This is a genomic window from Vibrio sp. 10N.239.312.C11, from assembly GCF_041466065.1.
Taxonomy (GTDB): domain Bacteria; phylum Pseudomonadota; class Gammaproteobacteria; order Enterobacterales; family Vibrionaceae; genus Vibrio; species Vibrio tasmaniensis_A.
Map to the genome: position 1 here is coordinate 110,503 of NZ_JBFSRZ010000008.1, position 20,057 is coordinate 130,559.

Here is a 20,057-nt window from a genome sequence, read left to right on the forward strand (position 1 = left end):
TATTGTTGTATCGAACGCGCATTGTAATGACTTTCCATAAAAACAAAAGCACCTAGGGGATTAATCCTAGGTGCTTTTTTGTTATCGGTATCGTACCAATCGGTGTGATACGAGCGTGTTAGCTAAGGTTTACGACGCTTTGGCTACGCCTCTAATGTGACCTTCTACTCGATTCTTTCCAAGTTGTAGTGCGATAAGCTTTGCTTGTTCCGCAAGGGCTAAAGCAGAGTCTGTTCCGCCGTCTATTTGCGAAAACCCGACGCTGATACTGAGTGACAATGTGATATCCGGAGTGACTATGGTTTTCTCGGCGATGCTGACTCGACATTGTTCCAATTGGTGCTTGGCATCCTTCGCATCATTCGCTTTGAATAAAACGGCGAACTCCTTATCCCCAACTCGAGCAAGGCATAGCCCTTTTGGCTTAGGGAAGTAAGAACGCATCGCTTCTGCGGCGAGCTTTATCATCTTGTCGCCAATCGCTTCACCGTAAGCTCGATTTACGTGGTCAAAGTTATCGATATCGAGCAGAGCTACATAGGTATCGGGTTCGCATGCGTAGTTGTCGATCGCGATGTTAAAACTACTTTTGTTGTCTAACTGAGTCATGAGATCTTTACTGCTCAATTGATGGTGGAGCAGTAAGTTAGACAACGAGACTTCCGTGTAATCTTTGATCATGCGTAAAATACTTTGACTGATCGGCAAGGGCGCATTGACGTAAATCACCGCGATTAGCTGGTTACGAGAGTGCAAAGGGATACAGTAGTGGCGTTGGAGTATTTTGAGTTTACGTGCCAATGGATCCGCGTATTTGCTGCTTCGATAAGCCATGCTTTCGGGAGCAAATCGCTCAGCAAGGGCTTTGTCAGAATGTACCTTTGATTTGTTTCCATGATAATCGATGGTACTGAATGAATGGCTCTCTGCTTGATAAAGGCAGAATTGAATGCCTTTTTGATAGGTAAAGCTATTGAATATGGCTTTTAACTCTCGTTTAAAGCTGGCGAGATCATCAACTTTATTCAGTTGAGATAACGACATGTTCAAGCGGTGAGCCAGGTAGTGTGCGCCAATCCATAATAGAAGCAGTGACCCGAGTACCACGCCAGTTAGCGTAAATTGGTGTGAGCTGGTGAGTATGTCGTGACGATCAGTGCCCGAGACGAATACCCAGTTTAAGCTGTTGTCAGCATCAAATACCGTTATTTTGAAATTATCTTGATAGTAGTATTCGTGTTGGCCGACGGTCTCACCTTGCGAGAGCTGGTGGCTGATGCCGGCATGATAGCTGATAGATTTGGAGCCAATGCGTTTCGGATCAGGATGGAAAACCAGTCGTTCGGTTGCTCTATCAACCACAAATACATAGCCACGGTCTAATGTCTTTAAGTCTCTCAGGCCTTGTGTGGTATGCAAAAGGTCAAACTCAATCCATATTTCTTTGTTCAACTGTTCCGTCGTGTGTTTGATCGCGAAAACCCAACGACCATCGGGTTTTTGATAGATAGAAGAGATGTAAAAACCTTCTACAACACTATCTATTGGATTCCACTGGATGGCATCGATCTGCTCATTAGAAAGAGGCAGACCACGAGTTGAAATATATTGTTGGGATTGAGGCTGGTATTGAACAATATCGGAGAAGTTAGGTGTTCTCTTGAGAATATTGTCACTGATGTCCCTGAATTTTTGATCACCGACGGGGCCTGATGTAGATAAGCTTAAACTGGTTTCCAAAAAATAGAGTTTGCCGAATGTGGCTTCGATGTTGGAATTGATGATGGAACTTGCGATACGAATATTTGATAGTGATTGTTCTTTTGCTGTCGTTTCTACTTTTTCAAGTTGAGCTGCAGCAAGATAGAGCATCCCTCCAGTTAATAAAATAATGTATGGTTTAAAAAGCCGAATTAATGTTTTAGGTAAAGCCATGATATCCAAAGACGTTATAGATTCATTTTTATAGTACGGCCATACTAAACAGTTTTCGTAATCACATCAATGCAAAATGTTCCATATAAAAAATTGAGTTTGTGACGTTCAGCTAATAAAAAAGCCAGTTATAAACATAACTGACTTCTATGGCTTCGCGCGTTCTATTAAGCTGGTTTGGCTTTTAACCTAAACCGAATCTGTCTTGTTTGGCGAATAGTGCAAAATTGCCATTGAAACGGGAGATAACAGCATTTCACCTTCGGCATGACCCGGTTTCACGTTTCGCAAGTTGGTATCACAGATGGTTACCCAGTCTTGCTGACGGTCGCTCGGTAAAGAAAATCGAGCCGGTGCGTTGGTTTGGTTGATCAGATAAATCAACTCGTCGCCATCTTTGCCGATGCCTAAATGTAAGGCTACGGAGCTTAAACGGTTCCAATCATCATGTTCCATGATTGTGCCATCAACACGGCTCCAGAATATACGGTTAGAATTACGTTTATCGCCACTGAACGCTTTGATAAACGGCACCATGTATTGCTGACGTGCGGAGATCATCTCAGATAACCAAGCCTTGAAGTAAGTCTTACGCTCGGAATCTTCCCAGTTGAGCCAGCTGGTGACCCCGTCTTGGCAGTACGCGTTGTTGTTACCCTTTTGAGTATGAGATAACACATCGGCCGTCAAAATATGTGGGATACCGAATGCAAATAACAGGCTAGCCATGAAGTTACGCTTTTGCTTTTCGCGTGTTGCGATAACCAAAAGGTTTTCTGTGTTGCCTTCAACACCGTAGTTTTCAGAACGGTTGTCACCGTGTCCATCGCGGTTGTTCTCACCATTCTCTTCGTTGTGCTTGTGCTTGTAAGACACAAGATCTTGCATGGTGAAGCCGTCATGATAAGTGATGTAGTTGACGGTTAATTTGTACGGCCAGTGTGCGGCACTGTAGATGTCACGAGAGCCCATTAAGCGAGTCGCAAACTCTTTCAAGTAGCCTTGATCACCACGCCAGAAGCTACGAGTGATATCTCGCAGTTTGTCGTTACATTCATTCCACCCCAACGGAAAATTGCCAACTTGGTAGCCATTTGGCCCGATGTCCCATGGTTCTGCAATTAACTTGGTTTCTTTCAATACCGGATCTTGGGCGACGGCTTTGAAGAAAGCAGCCTCAGGATTGTAGTTATCGCCTTCGCGCCCCAGTGTTGCTGCCAAATCAAAACGGAAGCCGTCGACTTGGAACTCACTAACCCAGTAGCGCAGTGTATCCATGACTAAGTTAAGTGCTGGTTGGTGGGTGAGGTCGACCGTGTTACCACAACCGGTGAAGTTCGCGTAATGACAGCCATGCTTAATGTAGTAGCGACTATCGAGTGCTTTTAGGTTGAAGGTTGTACCACCTTCACCGCCTTCTGCTGTGTGGTTGTAGACGACGTCTAGAATGACTTCGATGCCATTGCGGTGAAGTTCACGAATTGCGGTTTTGAGTTCATTAACGGCGTCTTTTTCTGCGTAGCGAGGGTCTGGCACCATGAACAAGTATGGGTTGTAACCCCAATAGTTCACTTTCCCCATATCTAGCAGATGAGGTTCATGCATACATGCAGCAATCGGTAAAAGTTGTAAAGAGTTGATATTTTGCTGTTTGTAGAACGCTAGCATTTCAGGGCTAACTAACCCTAAGTAACGGCCTTTAGTATGGGTCGCGACTTCAGGGTGAAGCTTAGATAGGCCTTTTACATGGGTTTCGAAAAGAACGGTCTCTTCTCGGCTAATACGCGGCTTGTCTACACCTTGCCAGTCGAAAGTGTCATCAACTACGAGACACTTCGCCATCGAAAAGCTTTTTTCATTGGTATATGGCGTTGCGTAATCGAGCGGTTCGTTTATTGCTTTAGCGTAAGGGTCGGAAAGTAAGATCGGGCCATTATCAGTTTCAGCAATGAAACCGTATTTTTGTCCCGCTTTAATACCATCAACAAATACATATCTGATATCAGCGTATTCATTTTCCAATTTATAAGTGGTGAACTCATCGTTCTCGTCAAAAAGAGCGAGAGAAAGGGATTTACAGTCAGGGGAATAAATTGAGAAGTTACAGCCAGTGTTACCTAGCGTTGCGCCTAGTGGATAAGGGCGAGCGAGCGTTCTAGTCATTGCTTGATTTCTTGTTCGTTTATCAACATCAGTGAACTATTAGTAAAAGGCTTTGTCCCATTAAGGTCAAGCAACTTCATAGAATAAATTTTGTTGAAAAATAATTCATCGATGAAGTTCAAATTATATATTTGAAGTAGATCTCACTTATGCTGAATAATTAGATCTGTGTGCTGTCTACTCCTCCTAGATTAAGTGATCCAACCCTTTAAAATACCATTCTGTATAAACTCTACTCCCTTCTCATCCCCCTTAATTTAGTTCGGGGTGGAGGAAGTCAAACTTGTCATCCCCTCTTAATATTGGCTCCGTTGAAACGAATCAGGGGCAACCCTAAACCTCTCTATCTTACGTCCGCCATAACTGCCTTTGGTTGTCGCAAGAGAGCAAAAATATAAAACCTAAAAATAAATCGTCCTTAATGGAGTTAAGAATGAAAAAAGTAAGTTTGATTGCTGCTGCAGTGGCTTCCGCATTAGTTGCTGGTTCAGCGTTTGCAGAAAGTGAAGTTGCATTAGATGTAACAAGTGGTGACTCTGCAATGGAAGTAGAGGTTAAAAACCCTACTGACGTATTATCTGATGGTTGGGAAGTGCATGGTTACATGTCTTCTAACTACCGACTAATTGATGGTAATACTGATGCTACAACATTCAGCAAAGGTGATTACCATGTAGCTGGTTCTTCGGCAACGAGTGAAAGTACTAACCAAGTTGAATTTGTAATTAAAAAGCATTCTGAATACGGTAATGGCGTGTGGGCTAACTACAACGTTAGAACTGAATACGGCAACGGTAATTCATACGCTTATTCTTCATCTGGTAACCAGAAAAACAACACAGATTCACAGTTTGAAGTGAAAGAAGCATTCATCGAAATCGGTGCTCTTCCATACCTTGGTGAAGACTCAGTGGTTTGGGCTGGTCAACGCTTCTTGAACCGTTCTGCTGGCATCCTTTCTGGTGAGTTCTGGAAGCAATCTTCAGGTGTTGGTGCTGGTTTTGAAACTAAATTAGCTGGCAACAAGTTTGGTATTGCAGCTGTGTCTGCTGATCCAAAAGCTACTGTAAATGATACAACGAAAGAACGCCAAACTCGTACATCTTTGGATTTCTATTACTACGGCGTTGATGCTGGAATTGGTAGCTTAGACTTTGATGCGAAGTTAATGAAACAAGATCGAGTGACAGGCAGCAATGCTGACGAAGCTGAATCTGGTGTTGGCTTATCGGTTACTTTAAACTCTAGCTACTACGGCTTAGACGGTTGGGCACAAACTGGTATCGCTTACGGTACGGGCATGGCGACGAACCGCGGTGTTAACTTTGGTGAGTGGAATGAAAATTTCTTAGAAGATGATAATTCACTATTTATTACTTCTTACGGTGTGTTGAACATTTCAGATAAAGTTCAACTAGGTACTGAGTTTACTCACTGGGAAATGCTAGAGATTGGTGCTTGGGGTCTAGATGAAGGTGGTTCACGTACTATGTTTGCTGCTCGTCCATCTTACAAAGTAAATGATAACCTACGTTTTGAACTTACTGCATCTTACTCAATCGAGAAAGCTGAACAATGGCATGCTAAAGACGGTTCTTGGGTATTCGTTGAAGCGGCACCAGTATTTACAGTTAACGCAGACTACTTTGGTCGTCCGCAAATCAAACCTTACGTTGCTTACATGACTGCGCTAGAAGATGGCGTTGGTAACAAAGGTATTGATGGCTCTAAAGATGAAACAGTAGTGGGTGTTCACGCTGAAATCTGGTTCTAAACCATTTATAGTACTAAGGCAGCCTTTGGCTGCTTTTTTGTGTTTTAACTAATCAACAACCAATAGTAAGAGAGATTACAATGAAAAATAAAAGCTCTATTTTAGCCGTGGTACTAGGTGCCTTGCTAGGCGGTTGTGCATCTGACGCTCAGGTTCAAACTGAGCTCGCTCCACCAACCAACTCAGAAGTTTGCTGCAGCGATTTTTCGCAATTCCCCTATGCGCAGCTAAACGACAAAGAAGATTTAAAATTTGATATTGATTTAGGCTCGCCGGTAGGTAACTTCACTACGGGTAATAGTCACTTTGCAGGCTTTAAGTTTAGTGAACGTTCAGGAGAAATGGTCGTCACTTTAGCAAGCTTGATGATTGATGACTCGGTATTTGCCCCGGAAGTCATTTTTTTAGATGAAGCCTTTCAGCCAGTGAAAACATTAAAGTTCGATGATTTCAGAATACAAGCATCCGATGCTTTTACTCGAACAAGCTATGCTGAACGTTTGCGTGTTGATGCAACCAAAACGCCTTATATGATCATCTACACTCCAGCGGATGAACTTGGTAAAACAATTAAAGTGGATCACCCAGCCAAAGTGCGCGCCAAAGAGTATGGCGAAGTGATGCCAATGGTCATTGACCCGGTATACACCAATCGTTTGGGGGGTCGTCTTACTCTTGAAATTGAAACTCTGAAGCTTCGCCCATACCGAGCGACAGCGGCGGTAGCACCAGTGGCCGTTGCCCCTGTTGTTGCCAAATCTTCAGCAACTCAAACCGCTCCAGTAAGCAAAGCTGCGCCGCTTACTAAAGCAGAAACCGCACTCAAAGTGCAGCAAGAGACTCAAGAGTTCTACATTTCTTCCATTCAAAAAGCGGTGAAATCAGGTGATGTACCTAAAGCGCTGGGCTTACTTGATGAAGCGAAAGCATTGAATGTTGAAGGTGCTCAAGAAGCGTTTGTACGAGCAGTTAACGCAAAATAGCTTATTAGCTAATAACTTAATAACTTAATAGCTTAGTAGGCTTAATGGCTTAGCAGCCCAGTATATTAGTCGCTTAGATAGAGATAGAACGCTCCTTTAAAGGGGCGTTTTTTTATCTGAATTTATAGACACTTCAAGTTTAGAGGTCGTTATGCAATCTGAATTGATTATTATCGATGAGTTCTTTATTCCACAGTTGAATCGAACTCGAACGCTCCGCATTTACCTTCCTGCGGGGTATCACCAAGCAGAGCACGCTTATCCTGTCTTATACATGCATGATGGGCAGAATGTCTTTGAGAAGTCTACAGCGACGTATGGGATGTGTTGGGATGCACAAACGACACTCGATGAGATGCAAAGGCTCGGTAAGTTATCAGGGGTAATTGTTGTCGCCATCGACAGCAGTCATGAGCTTAATGGCATGGAGCGTTACAATGAGTATTCGCCTTGGCGCGCTAACCAAGAGATAAAAGAGTTGGGTGTTGGTGATGAGCTACTTAAATTTGGTGGTGAAGGGGACGAGTACATGGCGTTTATCTGTCATACATTGAAGCCCTATATAGACCAAACATACAGAACAAAGCCGAACCGAGAGTTTACGTACCTTGCTGGCAGTTCAATGGGCGGGCTAATTAGCTTATATGGTGGCTCACTGTACCAGAATACTTTTGGCGTGCTTGGGGTCTTCTCTCCAGCGTTTTGGTTCAATAAATCCTCATACTTCGAGTATATGAAAGAGTTTAACTTTCTGTCTCCAACGAAAATATATATGGATATGGGAACGAATGAAGTTCGTGAAGAGGCAAACGTAGATTTTGCTGACGTTTATCTGAGTGGTTCAAGGGCAATGAACACGTTACTCACTCAAAAGCCGAACGTGACGCTGTTTTATCAAGAAGGGCAAGGTCATCAACACAATGAACTGGCTTGGTCGTTGCGATTCCCGGATTTCATCGACTTTATTTTTAGACAATAAAAGAAGGCCGAACTCCGTTTTGTCTTCGTAAACGGTGTATTAGGCCTGCTTTTTTATCACGTTATAGCCGTATCACTTTATACGTCTATAAAGCGATAGGCTTAGTATCAGCAAAGCTAGTCCTTGGCTGCTGACAATTTTTGCTTATTGCGCTTGTTCAACAAGTAGTCCTTGCTCATCAAGCTGTTGTGTTGCCTTGCAAAGTCGGGCTTGGCAAACTGTAAATCGCGTAAGATGGCGTTATTTGGCTTTAGCTGAATCTCAAACTGCGCTTGTTTGTCGTTAACTGTGACCTGTTGTTGGTGACTGTCGATCATGATCTCCAACGATTGTGTTAATGGTGTCGAGATTACGGCAACAGACTCATGGTTTATGTCTAGCGTAAGCACCAACGTGATTTCGGGACTTACCGTATCTTCTAGATTTGACTGAATCTTGTAATGAGAAATCCCATTTTTAGATTCAAATGACAGTCGTAGCTGGTTTCCTTGACCAAAAGGCAACGAAGCCACTAATTCGCTCCAACAACTTGGGAAGTTTGGTGTTAGGTGTATCTGATTGTCCAATAAGCGTGGGCAATATCCCAAATAGTCCTGTTGCGCGTTACGAGCGTATTCTGAAACGGACCAGGCCTGAGCAAACGTCCCTGATTCTACAAGGTCGCGGTCACTATCTTGGAAAGCATCCAAATTTTCACTCATTGTCCCTCTACAGCCTTGTGTAAGGATCTGTTTTGCCAAGTTTTTGGATAGTTGGTAACTGAGATCTTGCTGCTTAAACTTATTGAGCGCCGTAATGGTAAAGCCCGCATTCCACCCCCAGATCGTCCCGTTGTGATAAGCCGCGTCTTTGTGGTACATGGCTTGATTGTCGTGATAAGGATGAAAATCGACATGCTCTTGTTGCAACGAGCAGATCCCCCATGGAAACAATAGCGTTTCGACCGCGTTCTTGACGATGTATTGCTCTCTTTCATTCTGATTAAGCGGACGTTTCTGAGGAATTGAAATCGTCATCAACTGATTCGGGCGCACGCTATAATCAGGCACATCACCTTGCGATAAATGGTCGGCTAGGCGATGGTTTTTATCATCCCAAAACTTGGTGGCGAAACTCTCTTGCACTTTTCCTGCTTGGATTGTCCAGCTCTTTTCTGATTCAGAGTCGCCCACCAGAATAGCGAGTTGAATAGCGCAGTTTAAGCTTTCAAACCACAAAGCTTGGATGTCATTGGCTTTAGGCCCGCGAGGAGACCAAGGTGTCATCCCATCAATTTTTGCATCCATCCACGTATCAGGGTGGCGATGTGCCATCAGACTGTCTTTATTCGAATAATCTTCATTCAAGCCATCTTTACTCAAGCTATCTTTATTCAAGTAATGTTTTTCGACACCCGTGATGAAACGCTTGAGAGTGGGATAAATGGCCTTAGCGAACGCCACATCGCCAGAGTAGTTGATGTACTCAAGGGCTTCACGAATCATCCAAGGAGTACCATCGGTGGTGTTATAAATGATGTTCGTTTTACTGGTCACTCGATTCGGGATTCGGCCGTAATTCGCGGAATTTTCGTCGAGCATCTGCATGGACGCAAAGTTTTCAATGATCTCTTTTGCTTCACTAAACAGCCCATTAACCAAGCTTGTGCCCGACAAAGCGATAAAGGTGTCACGGCCCCAGCAGTCCTTGAACCAAGGTAATCCAGCCCAAATGCCCGTGCCGAACTCATGACTCACAAAGGTTCGGCTTGCAAGGCGCGACCACATAACCGCTTGGTTGTATTCAAGGTCGTTGGTCCACAAATAATTATTGGTTAAGAACTCATAAATCCGCTGTTGGTGAAGAACGTGTTCGTTATTTTTGACGGCTTGATTAACCAATGAACTAGCGGCTTTAAGGGTTTCAGCAAAGCCGAGGTAGACGATGAGTTCAGTTTGTTTATCTGACGTCGTGAGCATGAGTTTTGTATTGCTCTCTGAGAGCTGAACTAGATCGCGAAGTTCAGGGTGAGCGTCTAGCGAGATCTCTCGTGCATGTACAGCATGATTGCTTGCGATGGCGACAAACCTTGGGCAGCCGTCTGGGCAAACTTGAGGGCTGAGTTCTATGACGATGTTTGAGTCTGAGGTATGAACTTTAGAGTGAGTGGTCGGTATGTTGAGTTCTGGAATTAAGCTTAAAGCGCTCGGTTTGTTTGACGACACCGTGAGCGATACGAGTCTGGAACCTTGAATCAGGCTCAGGGACTCTCGGTTATGATCATAGTGATGTTCAATACCATAAGGCGTCAGGCTGGCACGCTTAGCCTCTAACTTGTTATTGAGCTTGCCGTCGATATAGCTGGCGAAGGTTCCCAGTATCCAACCTTGGTGGTGACGATATTTGCCACCGTTTACATAGCTATAGGTTGCGCCATGATAGTAACCATCGACATTATCCCCGAACACAAACGGAAATGACTGTGTCTCTGAGATGGTGAGCTCTTGGAATAGTTGGTCATGTGACATTGCAAATTCAGGGTGTTGCCAGTGAGGCAGCATCTCATCTGTCTCAACCTCTATCAGATGTGTGTTAACAGGCTCTCGTTGAGGTGTTGATAGATCATTGTATTCCCCTTTGGTTACGGTGATCGTTGGCGTCGAAGATCTGAATTGCACCTTCAAGGAGTATTGACCAGCGACAGCGGGAGAGAGCAGCAGATCATTGCCAATACCTTGTGTATTGATAAGCGGCGTTGCTTGTTCCAATTCACAGAGTGTGGCTTCACTTTCATGCCCTGAAAGTGTCCATTGCTTGGTGCCATCTGAATCCGAAATTTTGAAGCGATAAAGGTCGGTAGATAAGCATAGGTTTACTCTGTAGGAGCCGTCTTGCTCTTTGATCAATGGGGTGTCTAACCCCCAACCATTGAACGTACCTTTTAGGTAAAGAGTAGGGATTTGCATAGCGAGTTGATTTCCAAAACAAAAAAGGCACAGCATGCGCTGTGCCAAAGGACAATAGGATATTAATATGAGGAAAGGGTTATTAATATGAGGAAAGCTTATTTGGTAATTTGTTTTGCTGCTGTGTCTAGCGCTTCTCTAACGGTTTGCTTACCCTGCATTGCGTTATCGATAGCCGCACCTTCAGCGAACCAGTAAGCCGTCATTTGCGGAATGTTTGGCATGATTTCGCCGTTTTCAGCATTCGTCATGGTTGATTTGATGCGATCATCGCTCTCAAGAATTTTTTGGAATGACTTTAGTGTCACCGCGCCAAGAGGCTTGTCATCATTCATGGTTTTCAGAGCGTCGTCTTGGAATAGGTAGTTCTCTAAGAACTCGACAGCAAGATCAGTATTTGGACTCGCAGCATTGATACCCGCACTTAGGATCCCAACAAATGGGTTACCTTTACCGCCATTTAATGTCGGTAGTTCAGCAACGCCATAATTAACACCAAGCTTGTCTAAGTTACCCCAAGACCAAGGGCCATTAATGGTCATTGCCACATTGCCATTGGTGAACTCTGCTTCTGCGACTGAGTAATCCATATTCGGGTTAACTACCCCTTGGTTTACCATATCAACTAAGAATTGAAGGCCGCGAACACCCGCTGCATTGTTAACACCTGTGCTTTTAGCGTCATAGCCTGTTGCTGTTTTTTCAAACGCAAAGGCACCACCGGCAGAGATCATCGGCCATGTGAAGTACGCATTTTTCACATCCCACATGATGGCTTTTTTGTTTTGCTTAGCCATCTCTTTCTGAATGTCAGCAAGCTCTTCCCATGTTTTTGGTGGGTTTGGAAGTAGGTCTTTGTTGTAGATTAGAGAAGGTGCTTCGATTGCTAGAGGGTAGCCCACAACTTTACCATTGACTGTCACCGCATCCCAACTGAAGTCGACAAGCTTTTCTTTGAATTCTTTACTTGGATTAAGCTCGTGAAGTAGGCCTGATTCTGCGTAGCCACCAAAACGGTCGTGTGCCCAGAAAATGATGTCAGGGCCGCCGCCTGTTGCTGCGTGTTGTTGGAATTTAGCTTCCAGTGAATCTGGGTACTGGACGTTAATTTTTACACCGGTATCTTCTTCGAATTGTTTACCAATTTCAGCAAGACCGGCATAACTTTTATCGCCATTGATCCAGATTGTGATTTCACCTTCTTCCATAGCAAAAGCCGGTGCATTGAAAAGAGCAGCAAGGGTACAAATAGACAGTGTTTTCAATAGAGGTTTCATAGTTTTATTCCATATTCAGAAGGTTATCCATAACGATAATCACTTCTATCAGTTCTTATTATCTGCTGAAAATAATATCGACTAATTTAGCCTTTGAGAAATAGGTAAACGCACCTTTGATATAGTAAAAAGCTATAGCAATGCCGATACAGTGCTGTTTTACAGGCGATCGCCATAGTTTTGTGAAGTGGCGCGTATAGAGAAATGTGAAGGCGGGCTCAAACTATTTTTGGGTGATGAAAGCCATCCAAAACTAAGCGCTAGGTTGCTTAGGTTAAGATGTGAAATGTTGGAGAGAATCGATGGCATTGGGTAATAAAAAAGGCAAGGAGAACCTTGCCTTTGGTGTGTTGAATTTAACGTATGATTACAGTTTTACAGCAAATGATTCATACGGTGCCAGTTCAAGCTTGGCTGACAACTCAGTGACCGTTTGATAGTTATTGATCAGACAATCAAGCGTCTGAGTTTGGTATTGTTCAGGTATATCCAGTGTCAGGTTGTCGTTTGAGAAGTTACAAACTACAAACAGCTTTTCACCATCCAACTCACGGACGTAGGCGAAAACCTTGTCGTGTTCTTCAAAAACAGGAATGAATGAACCGTAGACAATCGCTGGGTGAGCTTTTCGTAACTCTATCAATGTCTTGTAGTGATAAAATATGGAACTTGGATCAGCCAACGCACTTTCGACGTTGATCTCTGGGTAGTTTGGATTCAGCTCAATCCAAGGCGTTCCGTCAGTGAAGCCTGCATTAGCTTGGTTGTTCCAGTGCATGGGTGTTCTAGCGTTGTCACGGCTGTTCTCGTGAATGGCGTCCATCATGTGTTCATGAGTGACACCCGATTCCGTTTTTACTTTATAGAAATTGTGCGTTTCAATATCTTTATATTGGTCTAGATTGTCAAAAGCGACATTGGTCATGCCAATTTCTTCACCTTGATAGATGTAAGGTGTGCCTTTTAAGAAGTGCAAACACGTCGCCAGCATTTTTGCTGACTCAACTCGGAAATGTTTGTCATCACCGTATTTTGAAACCAAACGTGGTAAATCGTGGTTATTCCAAAAAAGGGAATTCCAACCACCATCGGCCAGCTCGAGCTGCCACTTGGTCAGCACATTTTTGAACTCTCGAAGATCAAGCGGAATAGGGTTCCATTTGTCACCGTTCTCCCATGTCAGGGTAATGTGCTCAAATTGGAATACCATAGAAAGTTCACTTCTATCTTGTCCGCTGTATAGCTTGGCTATTTCTGGTGTTGCGCCCCAAGTTTCTCCTACGGTTAACAAATCCTTGTTACCAAAGGTCGCCTGATTCATTTGTTGTAATAGCTTGTGCAGCCTTGGTCCGTTACCAGTGATTCCTTTATCGATCTCTTTACCAATAAGATCAATCACATCTAAGCGGAAGCCGCCGATGCCAAGGTCAATCCACCAGTTCATCATAGTATGAACCTCTTCTTGAACCTTCAGGTTTTCCCAGTTCAAATCGGGCTGACGTTTCGAGAATAGATGGAAGTAATATTGTTGTGTGAGTTCATCCCACTGCCAAGCGCTTCCGCCAAAGATAGAACCTTGGTCATCTGGTGCACTGCCATCTGGTTTTGCATCGCGCCAAATGTAATAGTCTCGATACGGATTGTCTTTTGAAGAGCGTGCTTGCTCGAACCAACGGTGCTCATCTGACGTATGATTGACCACTAAATCCATAACAATCTTAATGTCACGTTTCTTCGCTTCATCCATCAGGCGTTTCATCTCTTCCATCGTGCCAAACTCTTCAGCTATCGCTTGGTAGTCGGAGATGTCGTAGCCGTTATCGTCCATTGGAGATTGATAAACAGGAGAGAGCCAAATGACATTAATGCCTAGTTCTTTGAGGTAATCGAGTTTGCTGATGATTCCATTTAGGTCACCGATACCGTCATTATTCGAGTCTAAAAAGCTACGCGGGTAAATTTGGTAGACCACTGCGTCATGCCACCATTTCTGTTCCATCTCAATGTCCACTTAATAAGTTAATTGACCTTACTATAGTGATTTCATCTTACACTGGGAAATAGCATTACTAATGCTCTCTATAGAAAAATCCTATATCATGAGCTCTATCCGCTGCGGACTGTGTCCAGTGGTTTAATTTGTTGAATTTCTAACCTCGCATTTTGTGATCGAATGCAAACTAAGAGAATCCTATGAACAAGCTATACCGATACTTTTTGATGGTTGCGCATACTGGCAGTATTAAAGGTGCCGCGGAAAAGCTGAATATTAGCCAGCCCTCCTTGACCGCTGCGATCAAGAAATTAGAGAGTGATGTTGGTGTGGCTATTTTTACTCGTAAGTCAAAAGGCGTTGAGCTTACCGAGTACGGGTTGTTGTTTCGGGAGTTTGCACAAGAACAGCAAGAAAAGCATCTGTCGTTAATGCACCGCTTTACCGACATGCAGCAGCGCCAATCAGGTAAATTGAAACTCGGCACCGGGGAAGCTTGGTGGGAACAATTTGTTTGCAAGGCGGTTGAGGAATACAAGCAACAAGAAAAAATGGGCTCGCTACATTTAGAGTTCGGTAACAACTTGTCTTTGATGCACCACTTGGTTCAAGGCGATATCGACTTGTTTGTTGGCCATGAAATCTATGGGCTGCATGAGCGATGCAAAGTAACGTTTTACCCACTCTTTCAAGACAAAGAAGCGGTGTTTGTTCGAGCCAACCATCCATTGTTAACGAAGAAACACTTAGACCCGAGTTTGTTAAGACGTGAGATGTTGGCGTTTCCAATACTCCAAGTGACCCCCGATCACTCTAGGCATAACTCTGTACTGTCTGACCACGTAAATTCACAGCCTGGCGGGCGTGATACTGAGGTGGTTGGGCGAGATGTCTATGACGTTGACTCTCTTTTTGCGAGCTTAGATATGTTGAGAATGTCGGATGCTGTCATGCCATACAGTCATAAAATGTGCGATTGGATGAAAGACAAAGGCTTCGAAACCTTACTGATTGATGACTCTAAGCTAGGAAACGTTGGCCTCTACGCGAAACAGGGAGCGGAAGACCTCAAGATCAAGACGTTCATTGAGATCTTACAAAAAGCCAACTTTGATTAAGCTAGAGGCTAGAAAATGCGGAGAAAGTAGGGACGCGCTGTGGCGTTAAGGCGATTAGCATCATCGACTGGTGCTCAGGGCGGCTAATCTATTGATTACTGAACGTTATAAGCCGCTCTAGCCATTCGCCTACTCTTTGGTCTGGTGACCGGTTTTCTTCGCAAACTTTTGCATAGCCTCAGCAAAGGTTGTTGCCCCACCTTTGGCTTGTACCTGTACTACCTTATACCCCAATTTTTCTAGCGCTTGGCGCTCTGCTAAAACAGCGTCATCGTCTTGCTGGCTGCCCTGTGCTGGCTGATGAAGGTAACACCCTTCGAGTTGACCATCTTCGACCAGTTGGTGGTGTTTCAGTGCATTGATATTAAAATTCATAATCAGTCTTTTCGTGTAAATGGGGAATACCTGTGGCAAAGCCCGCAAGTATCGATAATTCGATTGTTTGTACCATAAGGCATTTTAACCATAAAAAGCGAATGGCAAAACAGTAAACCAGTGGAATGTAATCGGGAGCGGTTTACATCAGAAAGGGGATGAGGTAGCTGAGATCGTGCTGGCACGTTTTTGGACAGAAGTGTTTCAGGAATTTTACTAAATTAGCGATTCATTGATTATCTCAGGTATAAGTCACCTTAAAAGGCAAAAAGCAATAGGCGCTCCCATTAATCATTAAACCGACCTTGCAATTGATTCTTAGTGAATGGCTATTTGGAGAAGACCGCCAAGCAAACGGTTTTTTGTTCTCTCAAATCGTGGTGTGAATATACCTCCCTCGACAAACGTAGTTTTCTAAAAGAGCACTATTTGAAAATTAACATGTGTAGAAAGGGAAACTGTCACGACAGCACCGTTGCCGAGGTTTTCTTCTAGCACTCAAGAAAGAGTAAAGCGTATGGTCGATAAAACTAGTGATGCAGTACTCTGTACAAAATATCAATTGCATATCAAGGTATTAAAGGTAGATAATTTGTAGAATAACTTACCTATTCGACTGTTATATTTGAGGATAATTAGCTGACTTCTTACTAAAAATTAGCTATGAAATTTCTTCACAAAGCCGATATTTGCACTAAAAGCAATTTAAAAAAAAGAAGGCATCAAAAATGAATAATGAAAACTTACCAGCAAAAAACAACCACATAAATCTAACAGATATGGGAAACCTTGACTTGTCAACTTTGGATGAGCCACAGAGAGCACACATCGTTTCAAAGTTCGCAGAATCAAAGGTTGAACTCACAAAAAAAGCTCAACAGATGAACATTGACTTAGGGGCTACGCGAACTAATTTAGGCGATCTGACATCTACAGTTCGTGATGCCACTACAGATGGAACTTCAGTTACAATCACTCATAGTCAAACTACATCACTCGGACGTACAGAGGTTGTAATGGGTAATACAGAGCGAGCTGCGAAAGGAAAAATGTCTCGTACAGGAGCAGGTGAAGGCAGTGGTGGTATGATGGGTATTGTCGCAATGCTTTGTGTAGCAGGCGTTATCATCGCTATGATTATGGGTGGATAAAGTGAAATTATTTATTCATGCCGAAACAGATATTGCAAATGAGATTGAACCAAAGCTGAAATTTCTCGACCATGCAGATAAAGATAAAATTCTAGGTCTTTGTAAAACAACTAGACAAACCATGCGAAATCATCTGCTTAGTGGTTTTTGTCACTTCAATTCTTCTAGCACGGTGGTGTGTAATGGTAAAACTATTACTCTTCGCGGTTCGGTGAATAGACTGCCTTTATTGAAGAGGTTATTTGGTGGCTAGACGTAACTACAAATACAAGCGGAACACTTATCAAAGTTCCCAAGCTATGCGCCATATTGAGGAAGCAAAAGTACTAACCAAGCAGCTAGGGGGCACTGACCAAGACGTAAAAGCTTGGTTCTTTAATCTGACAGGGATTACATTCGAAAACATCATGCAAGAATATAAACAGTTGCATGGTATAAAAGCTTACGATTATGCAATCCAAACAATTCCCAGTTGGAGATCAGGACAAAGAAAAATGAGTGGTATGGTTGCTGAACGGTTGTTCAACCTGATTCCAAAGCATATGCCTCTTGAGGATAAATTCAAGCTAGTTGATTCACTCTGGAAATTCACAACTATTAGTAACAAAATGCTCATACGAGCCAATAAAAGCACCGAAATTAATGAACTTGTCGCTTTACTGCAAAATGAGGTAAATCGCATTGAGACAGACTGGGAAATCCCAGACAATTTATCAAATCGTTTTGTATGGTTGGCAGGCGATGACTCGACAACATACCAGAAGCTACTTAGTCATATCGTAGATCAAGAACGCCAATTGATTGCCGCTATGCTGCCATATCAAGTAACAGAACTCTTGAGCCACTATCATAATGAATGGTCTGAAACTTCAAATTACTTTTCGCATACGGTTGAAGTTGGAAAACACAGCGTCGAAGTGCGCATTACAGATCAAGCTAATGGATTAACTGTAGGTCAGTGGTATGCCCATGTAAAACCATACACTTCAACTAAAGGATCGGGCTGTCTAGGAATGTTTGCTCTGATGCTGATAATTCCAACGGCTATTATCACTACATTACTTTGAGTAAACCAAACTTAGCTAGAGAAGATTCTTGCACTATAAAACTATCCCCCGAATTTTATCTCTTGTTCATTATGTATCCGAGAGTTGTTACCAGCAATAACTCTCGGATACTTGAGCAACATCAGGTCTTTCTTTTACCTCTATAGGTTTAAGTATCGCAAATATTGACATTTAAGAATAAGTTTTAGGCCGTATTAAGTCACAATGGGGCATACCTGAGCTGGCTGGCACTTTGAGAGAAAAGTGCCACGAGTAAAACTTCTGGTCTATGAAGCCTCTGGACATTTGCGTGCCAGTGAATCTGCTAATTGAGTTATTTTCGGATTACTCTGAGTAAGGAAAAGCCATGCCATAGTTATTTGTTATATGCGCATTATTAAAAATGGAAGGCTCGGAATACGCTTTGCTGTTTGTCATGAGGCAAGACAAAGTTGCAACCTAAAGGTGCATGGAAATTTTGGTACCCAACTAACCTAGAAAATGTCTTGGTATAAACACTCTCTACTTTCTTGCTCTCATAAAAAACCTCATTGATAAACCTAACATAAAAACCAGCAATCAAATCAGCCATTTGAACACCAAAACTGTTTTTTGAGTCGACAAACTCTAGGGTAAAGTCACTACAAACATTTAGATTTGAATTTGGCGTTGGAGGAGAGTTAAGTGAAATACTGTTTTCAACAAGATACTCTTTCGACTTTGCCAAAATAACATCAAAGTCTTTTTGTTCATCATGGACTAGAGTCACATTCGCGATATCTCCCTGATGGTACATATTTAGACGACCAATGATATTAAAAAAAGAGTGTACATGTGGAAGAATATTAACCTTTTTCGCTTTGGACTTTCTTTTACTTTTGTTGAGTACGTCAGGAATAGGAAGGTAACGTTTAACAGCCTTACTCTCGCCAATTACACTACAACAAGTTTGAAACTCATCAATAGAAGCGGATATTAGATTTTGAACCTGCTTTTTTTCTAACATTTCACAGTCTGAGCTTCCGAAAAAGCCTTTGAGTTCCAAAAGCAAGTTGTTAATTTTATCTGCTTCTCTTTGAACACAAGCATCATTGAATAGCCTCAAATAGTTATCTGGTAACTGATGCCACATATAGTTAGCTAAGTGGTTTCTGACTAGCTGATTTTTCCCATGGGTTTCATCGATTTCACTATATATTGGAATAATGAGGCTACTAATAAGGTTTGCGATGACACAAAACTTTTTATCCACCAACTCGATGAGTATAGGGACGCGATTTTTAATCAGGTATTCAATAAGTTCGAGGAAGAAGTCTGGATTTTCTGCGTAGATCTCTGAAGATTTAAGTTCACTATCGACATCATATTTTTCTTTCAACTCAGATAGTTTAAGTGCCATTCTCTCCTCATCGTCAATCCCAACGCAAGACAAAGAGAACAATGGCTGCCCACCAAACTTAAGTGAAAAATCGGATTTGAGTAGATCACCACTGTTTCCACTTTCATCTAAATAATATCGATGCATCATTTCTCCTCGCAGCATATAGCTTTGCTAAGTTGCAGTTAACAACCATGACTCAAGCAAAGCCACGGAATCAAAAAACTCAAACAAACCATAAATGCCGAGCGTTAGCTGTTGGCTTGAGCAATTTGTTAGGTTTTGGACTTCAGGATTGCATATAGTTCTTTTGTATACCTACAAACTATTGGTTCTATCCGTTCAAAAGTAGCAGATAAATCTGTTAACTCGTCACCAAGTTGGCCATGATTTGGATAGTTTTTTGCCAACTGTTTACTAATTACACCTTGATGTTTAATTGCATTATTTATCAACCTTAACTCGTTTACTGCATTGAACTCAGGCAGATCTTTTGCCTCTCGTGGCAATACTTTTATTAGGTCATTCCAATTAGAGACGTTTCTTGCGCCTACTTCAAGATTGAAAAAACTAATAAGTTCTTTATGCTTAAGCTCAACCCTTTTATAAAGCGCTAAGATGTACAACTCACCAGCCAAGTCGACAACACTAAACTTATAAATTGCGTCATCTTCAATCCATGACCTGTGCATATACTGATGTTCTTCGGATATAAATTGCATACTGTCGTGTGCAACTTGTGCTTGTTCAATCTTCGAAAACTCGTTATCCATAGCTCCAGAAAAAACTTTTTTAAATGAGTGAATAGTCTCTGTATCAAGACTAGACATATGACGCTCGATTAAATCTTCAAAAGATAAACTCAACTTACTCTCCTCAAAAACCGTATCCGCCCCATGAACCCACGGGGCGACTTGTCAGTGTTTGAAGTTCCAAGGCA

At 42.6% G+C, this 20,057-nt stretch carries 15 protein-coding genes; 7 read left to right on the forward strand and 8 right to left on the reverse strand.

Translation table 11 applies throughout. The annotated features are described in order from the left end of the window. Positions 1–129: 129 nt before the first annotated feature. Positions 130–1,872, reverse strand: coding sequence for a diguanylate cyclase domain-containing protein (locus AB6D07_RS05765; RefSeq protein ID WP_032500573.1), 1,743 nt, complete (start codon positions 1,870–1,872; stop codon positions 130–132). 252 nt (positions 1,873–2,124) lie between these two features. Further along, complete coding sequence (gene glgX / locus AB6D07_RS05770) at positions 2,125–4,098, reverse strand: glycogen debranching protein GlgX (protein WP_017102312.1); 1,974 nt, start codon at positions 4,096–4,098, stop codon at positions 2,125–2,127. Between the two features lie 433 nt (positions 4,099–4,531). Between glgX and AB6D07_RS05775 the strand changes: the two genes are divergently transcribed. From AB6D07_RS05775 to AB6D07_RS05785, 3 genes are all read left to right on the forward strand, one after another. After that, complete coding sequence (locus AB6D07_RS05775) at positions 4,532–5,872, forward strand: carbohydrate porin (RefSeq protein WP_017102313.1); 1,341 nt, start codon at positions 4,532–4,534, stop codon at positions 5,870–5,872. An 80-nt stretch (positions 5,873–5,952) separates the two neighbouring features. Further along, a complete protein-coding gene (locus tag AB6D07_RS05780) occupies positions 5,953–6,855 on the forward strand; it encodes a MalM family protein (RefSeq protein WP_017102314.1) in 903 nt (300 codons plus the stop codon). Positions 6,856–7,006: 151 nt separating this feature from the next. After that, positions 7,007–7,834, forward strand: a complete 828-nt coding sequence (locus AB6D07_RS05785) for an alpha/beta hydrolase (protein WP_017102315.1) — start codon at positions 7,007–7,009, stop codon at positions 7,832–7,834. Between the two features lie 116 nt (positions 7,835–7,950). Here the strand turns inward: AB6D07_RS05785 and AB6D07_RS05790 are convergent, their stop codons facing one another. From AB6D07_RS05790 to AB6D07_RS05800, 3 genes are all read right to left on the reverse strand, one after another. Next, on the reverse strand, positions 7,951–10,827 hold the full coding sequence (locus AB6D07_RS05790) for an amylo-alpha-1,6-glucosidase (RefSeq protein ID WP_017102316.1): 2,877 nt from the start codon (positions 10,825–10,827) through the stop codon (positions 7,951–7,953). 50 nt (positions 10,828–10,877) lie between these two features. Further along, positions 10,878–12,056: a maltose/maltodextrin ABC transporter substrate-binding protein MalE gene (gene malE / locus AB6D07_RS05795; protein ID WP_009845865.1), complete on the reverse strand. Its 1,179-nt coding sequence runs from the start codon at positions 12,054–12,056 to the stop codon at positions 10,878–10,880. 367 nt (positions 12,057–12,423) lie between these two features. Next, on the reverse strand, positions 12,424–14,055 hold the full coding sequence (locus AB6D07_RS05800; protein ID WP_029222803.1) for an alpha-glucosidase: 1,632 nt from the start codon (positions 14,053–14,055) through the stop codon (positions 12,424–12,426). Positions 14,056–14,249: 194 nt separating this feature from the next. Here AB6D07_RS05800 and AB6D07_RS05805 point away from each other — a divergent pair, with 194 nt between their 5' ends. After that, entirely contained in the window at positions 14,250–15,167 is a 918-nt protein-coding gene (locus AB6D07_RS05805) for a LysR family transcriptional regulator (protein ID WP_017101559.1), read from the forward strand. A 129-nt stretch (positions 15,168–15,296) separates the two neighbouring features. Here AB6D07_RS05805 and AB6D07_RS05810 read toward each other — a convergent pair whose 3' ends face one another. Continuing rightward, complete coding sequence (locus AB6D07_RS05810; protein WP_029222804.1) at positions 15,297–15,542, reverse strand: hypothetical protein; 246 nt, start codon at positions 15,540–15,542, stop codon at positions 15,297–15,299. Between the two features lie 728 nt (positions 15,543–16,270). On the opposite strand from AB6D07_RS05810, the gene AB6D07_RS05815 reads away from it, so the two are divergent. The 3 genes from AB6D07_RS05815 to AB6D07_RS05825 are packed head-to-tail and all read left to right on the forward strand — an operon-like array spanning position 16,271 to position 17,760. Beyond that, positions 16,271–16,693 carry a hypothetical protein gene (locus AB6D07_RS05815; protein WP_017102506.1) on the forward strand — a complete coding sequence of 141 codons (423 nt, stop codon included), beginning with the start codon at positions 16,271–16,273 and terminating at the stop codon, positions 16,691–16,693. 1 nt (position 16,694) lies between these two features. After that, on the forward strand, positions 16,695–16,946 hold the full coding sequence (locus AB6D07_RS05820) for a hypothetical protein (protein WP_241810868.1): 252 nt from the start codon (positions 16,695–16,697) through the stop codon (positions 16,944–16,946). A gap of 46 nt (positions 16,947–16,992) precedes the next feature. Beyond that, a complete protein-coding gene (locus AB6D07_RS05825) occupies positions 16,993–17,760 on the forward strand; it encodes a hypothetical protein (RefSeq protein ID WP_017102504.1) in 768 nt (255 codons plus the stop codon). A gap of 376 nt (positions 17,761–18,136) precedes the next feature. Here the strand turns inward: AB6D07_RS05825 and AB6D07_RS05830 are convergent, their stop codons facing one another. Both AB6D07_RS05830 and AB6D07_RS05835 read right to left on the reverse strand, forming a co-directional pair. Further along, entirely contained in the window at positions 18,137–19,282 is a 1,146-nt protein-coding gene (locus AB6D07_RS05830) for a DUF3800 domain-containing protein (RefSeq protein ID WP_241810841.1), read from the reverse strand. 110 nt (positions 19,283–19,392) lie between these two features. Beyond that, on the reverse strand, positions 19,393–19,983 hold the full coding sequence (locus AB6D07_RS05835) for a hypothetical protein (RefSeq protein ID WP_139137568.1): 591 nt from the start codon (positions 19,981–19,983) through the stop codon (positions 19,393–19,395). Positions 19,984–20,057: the final 74 nt, after the last annotated feature.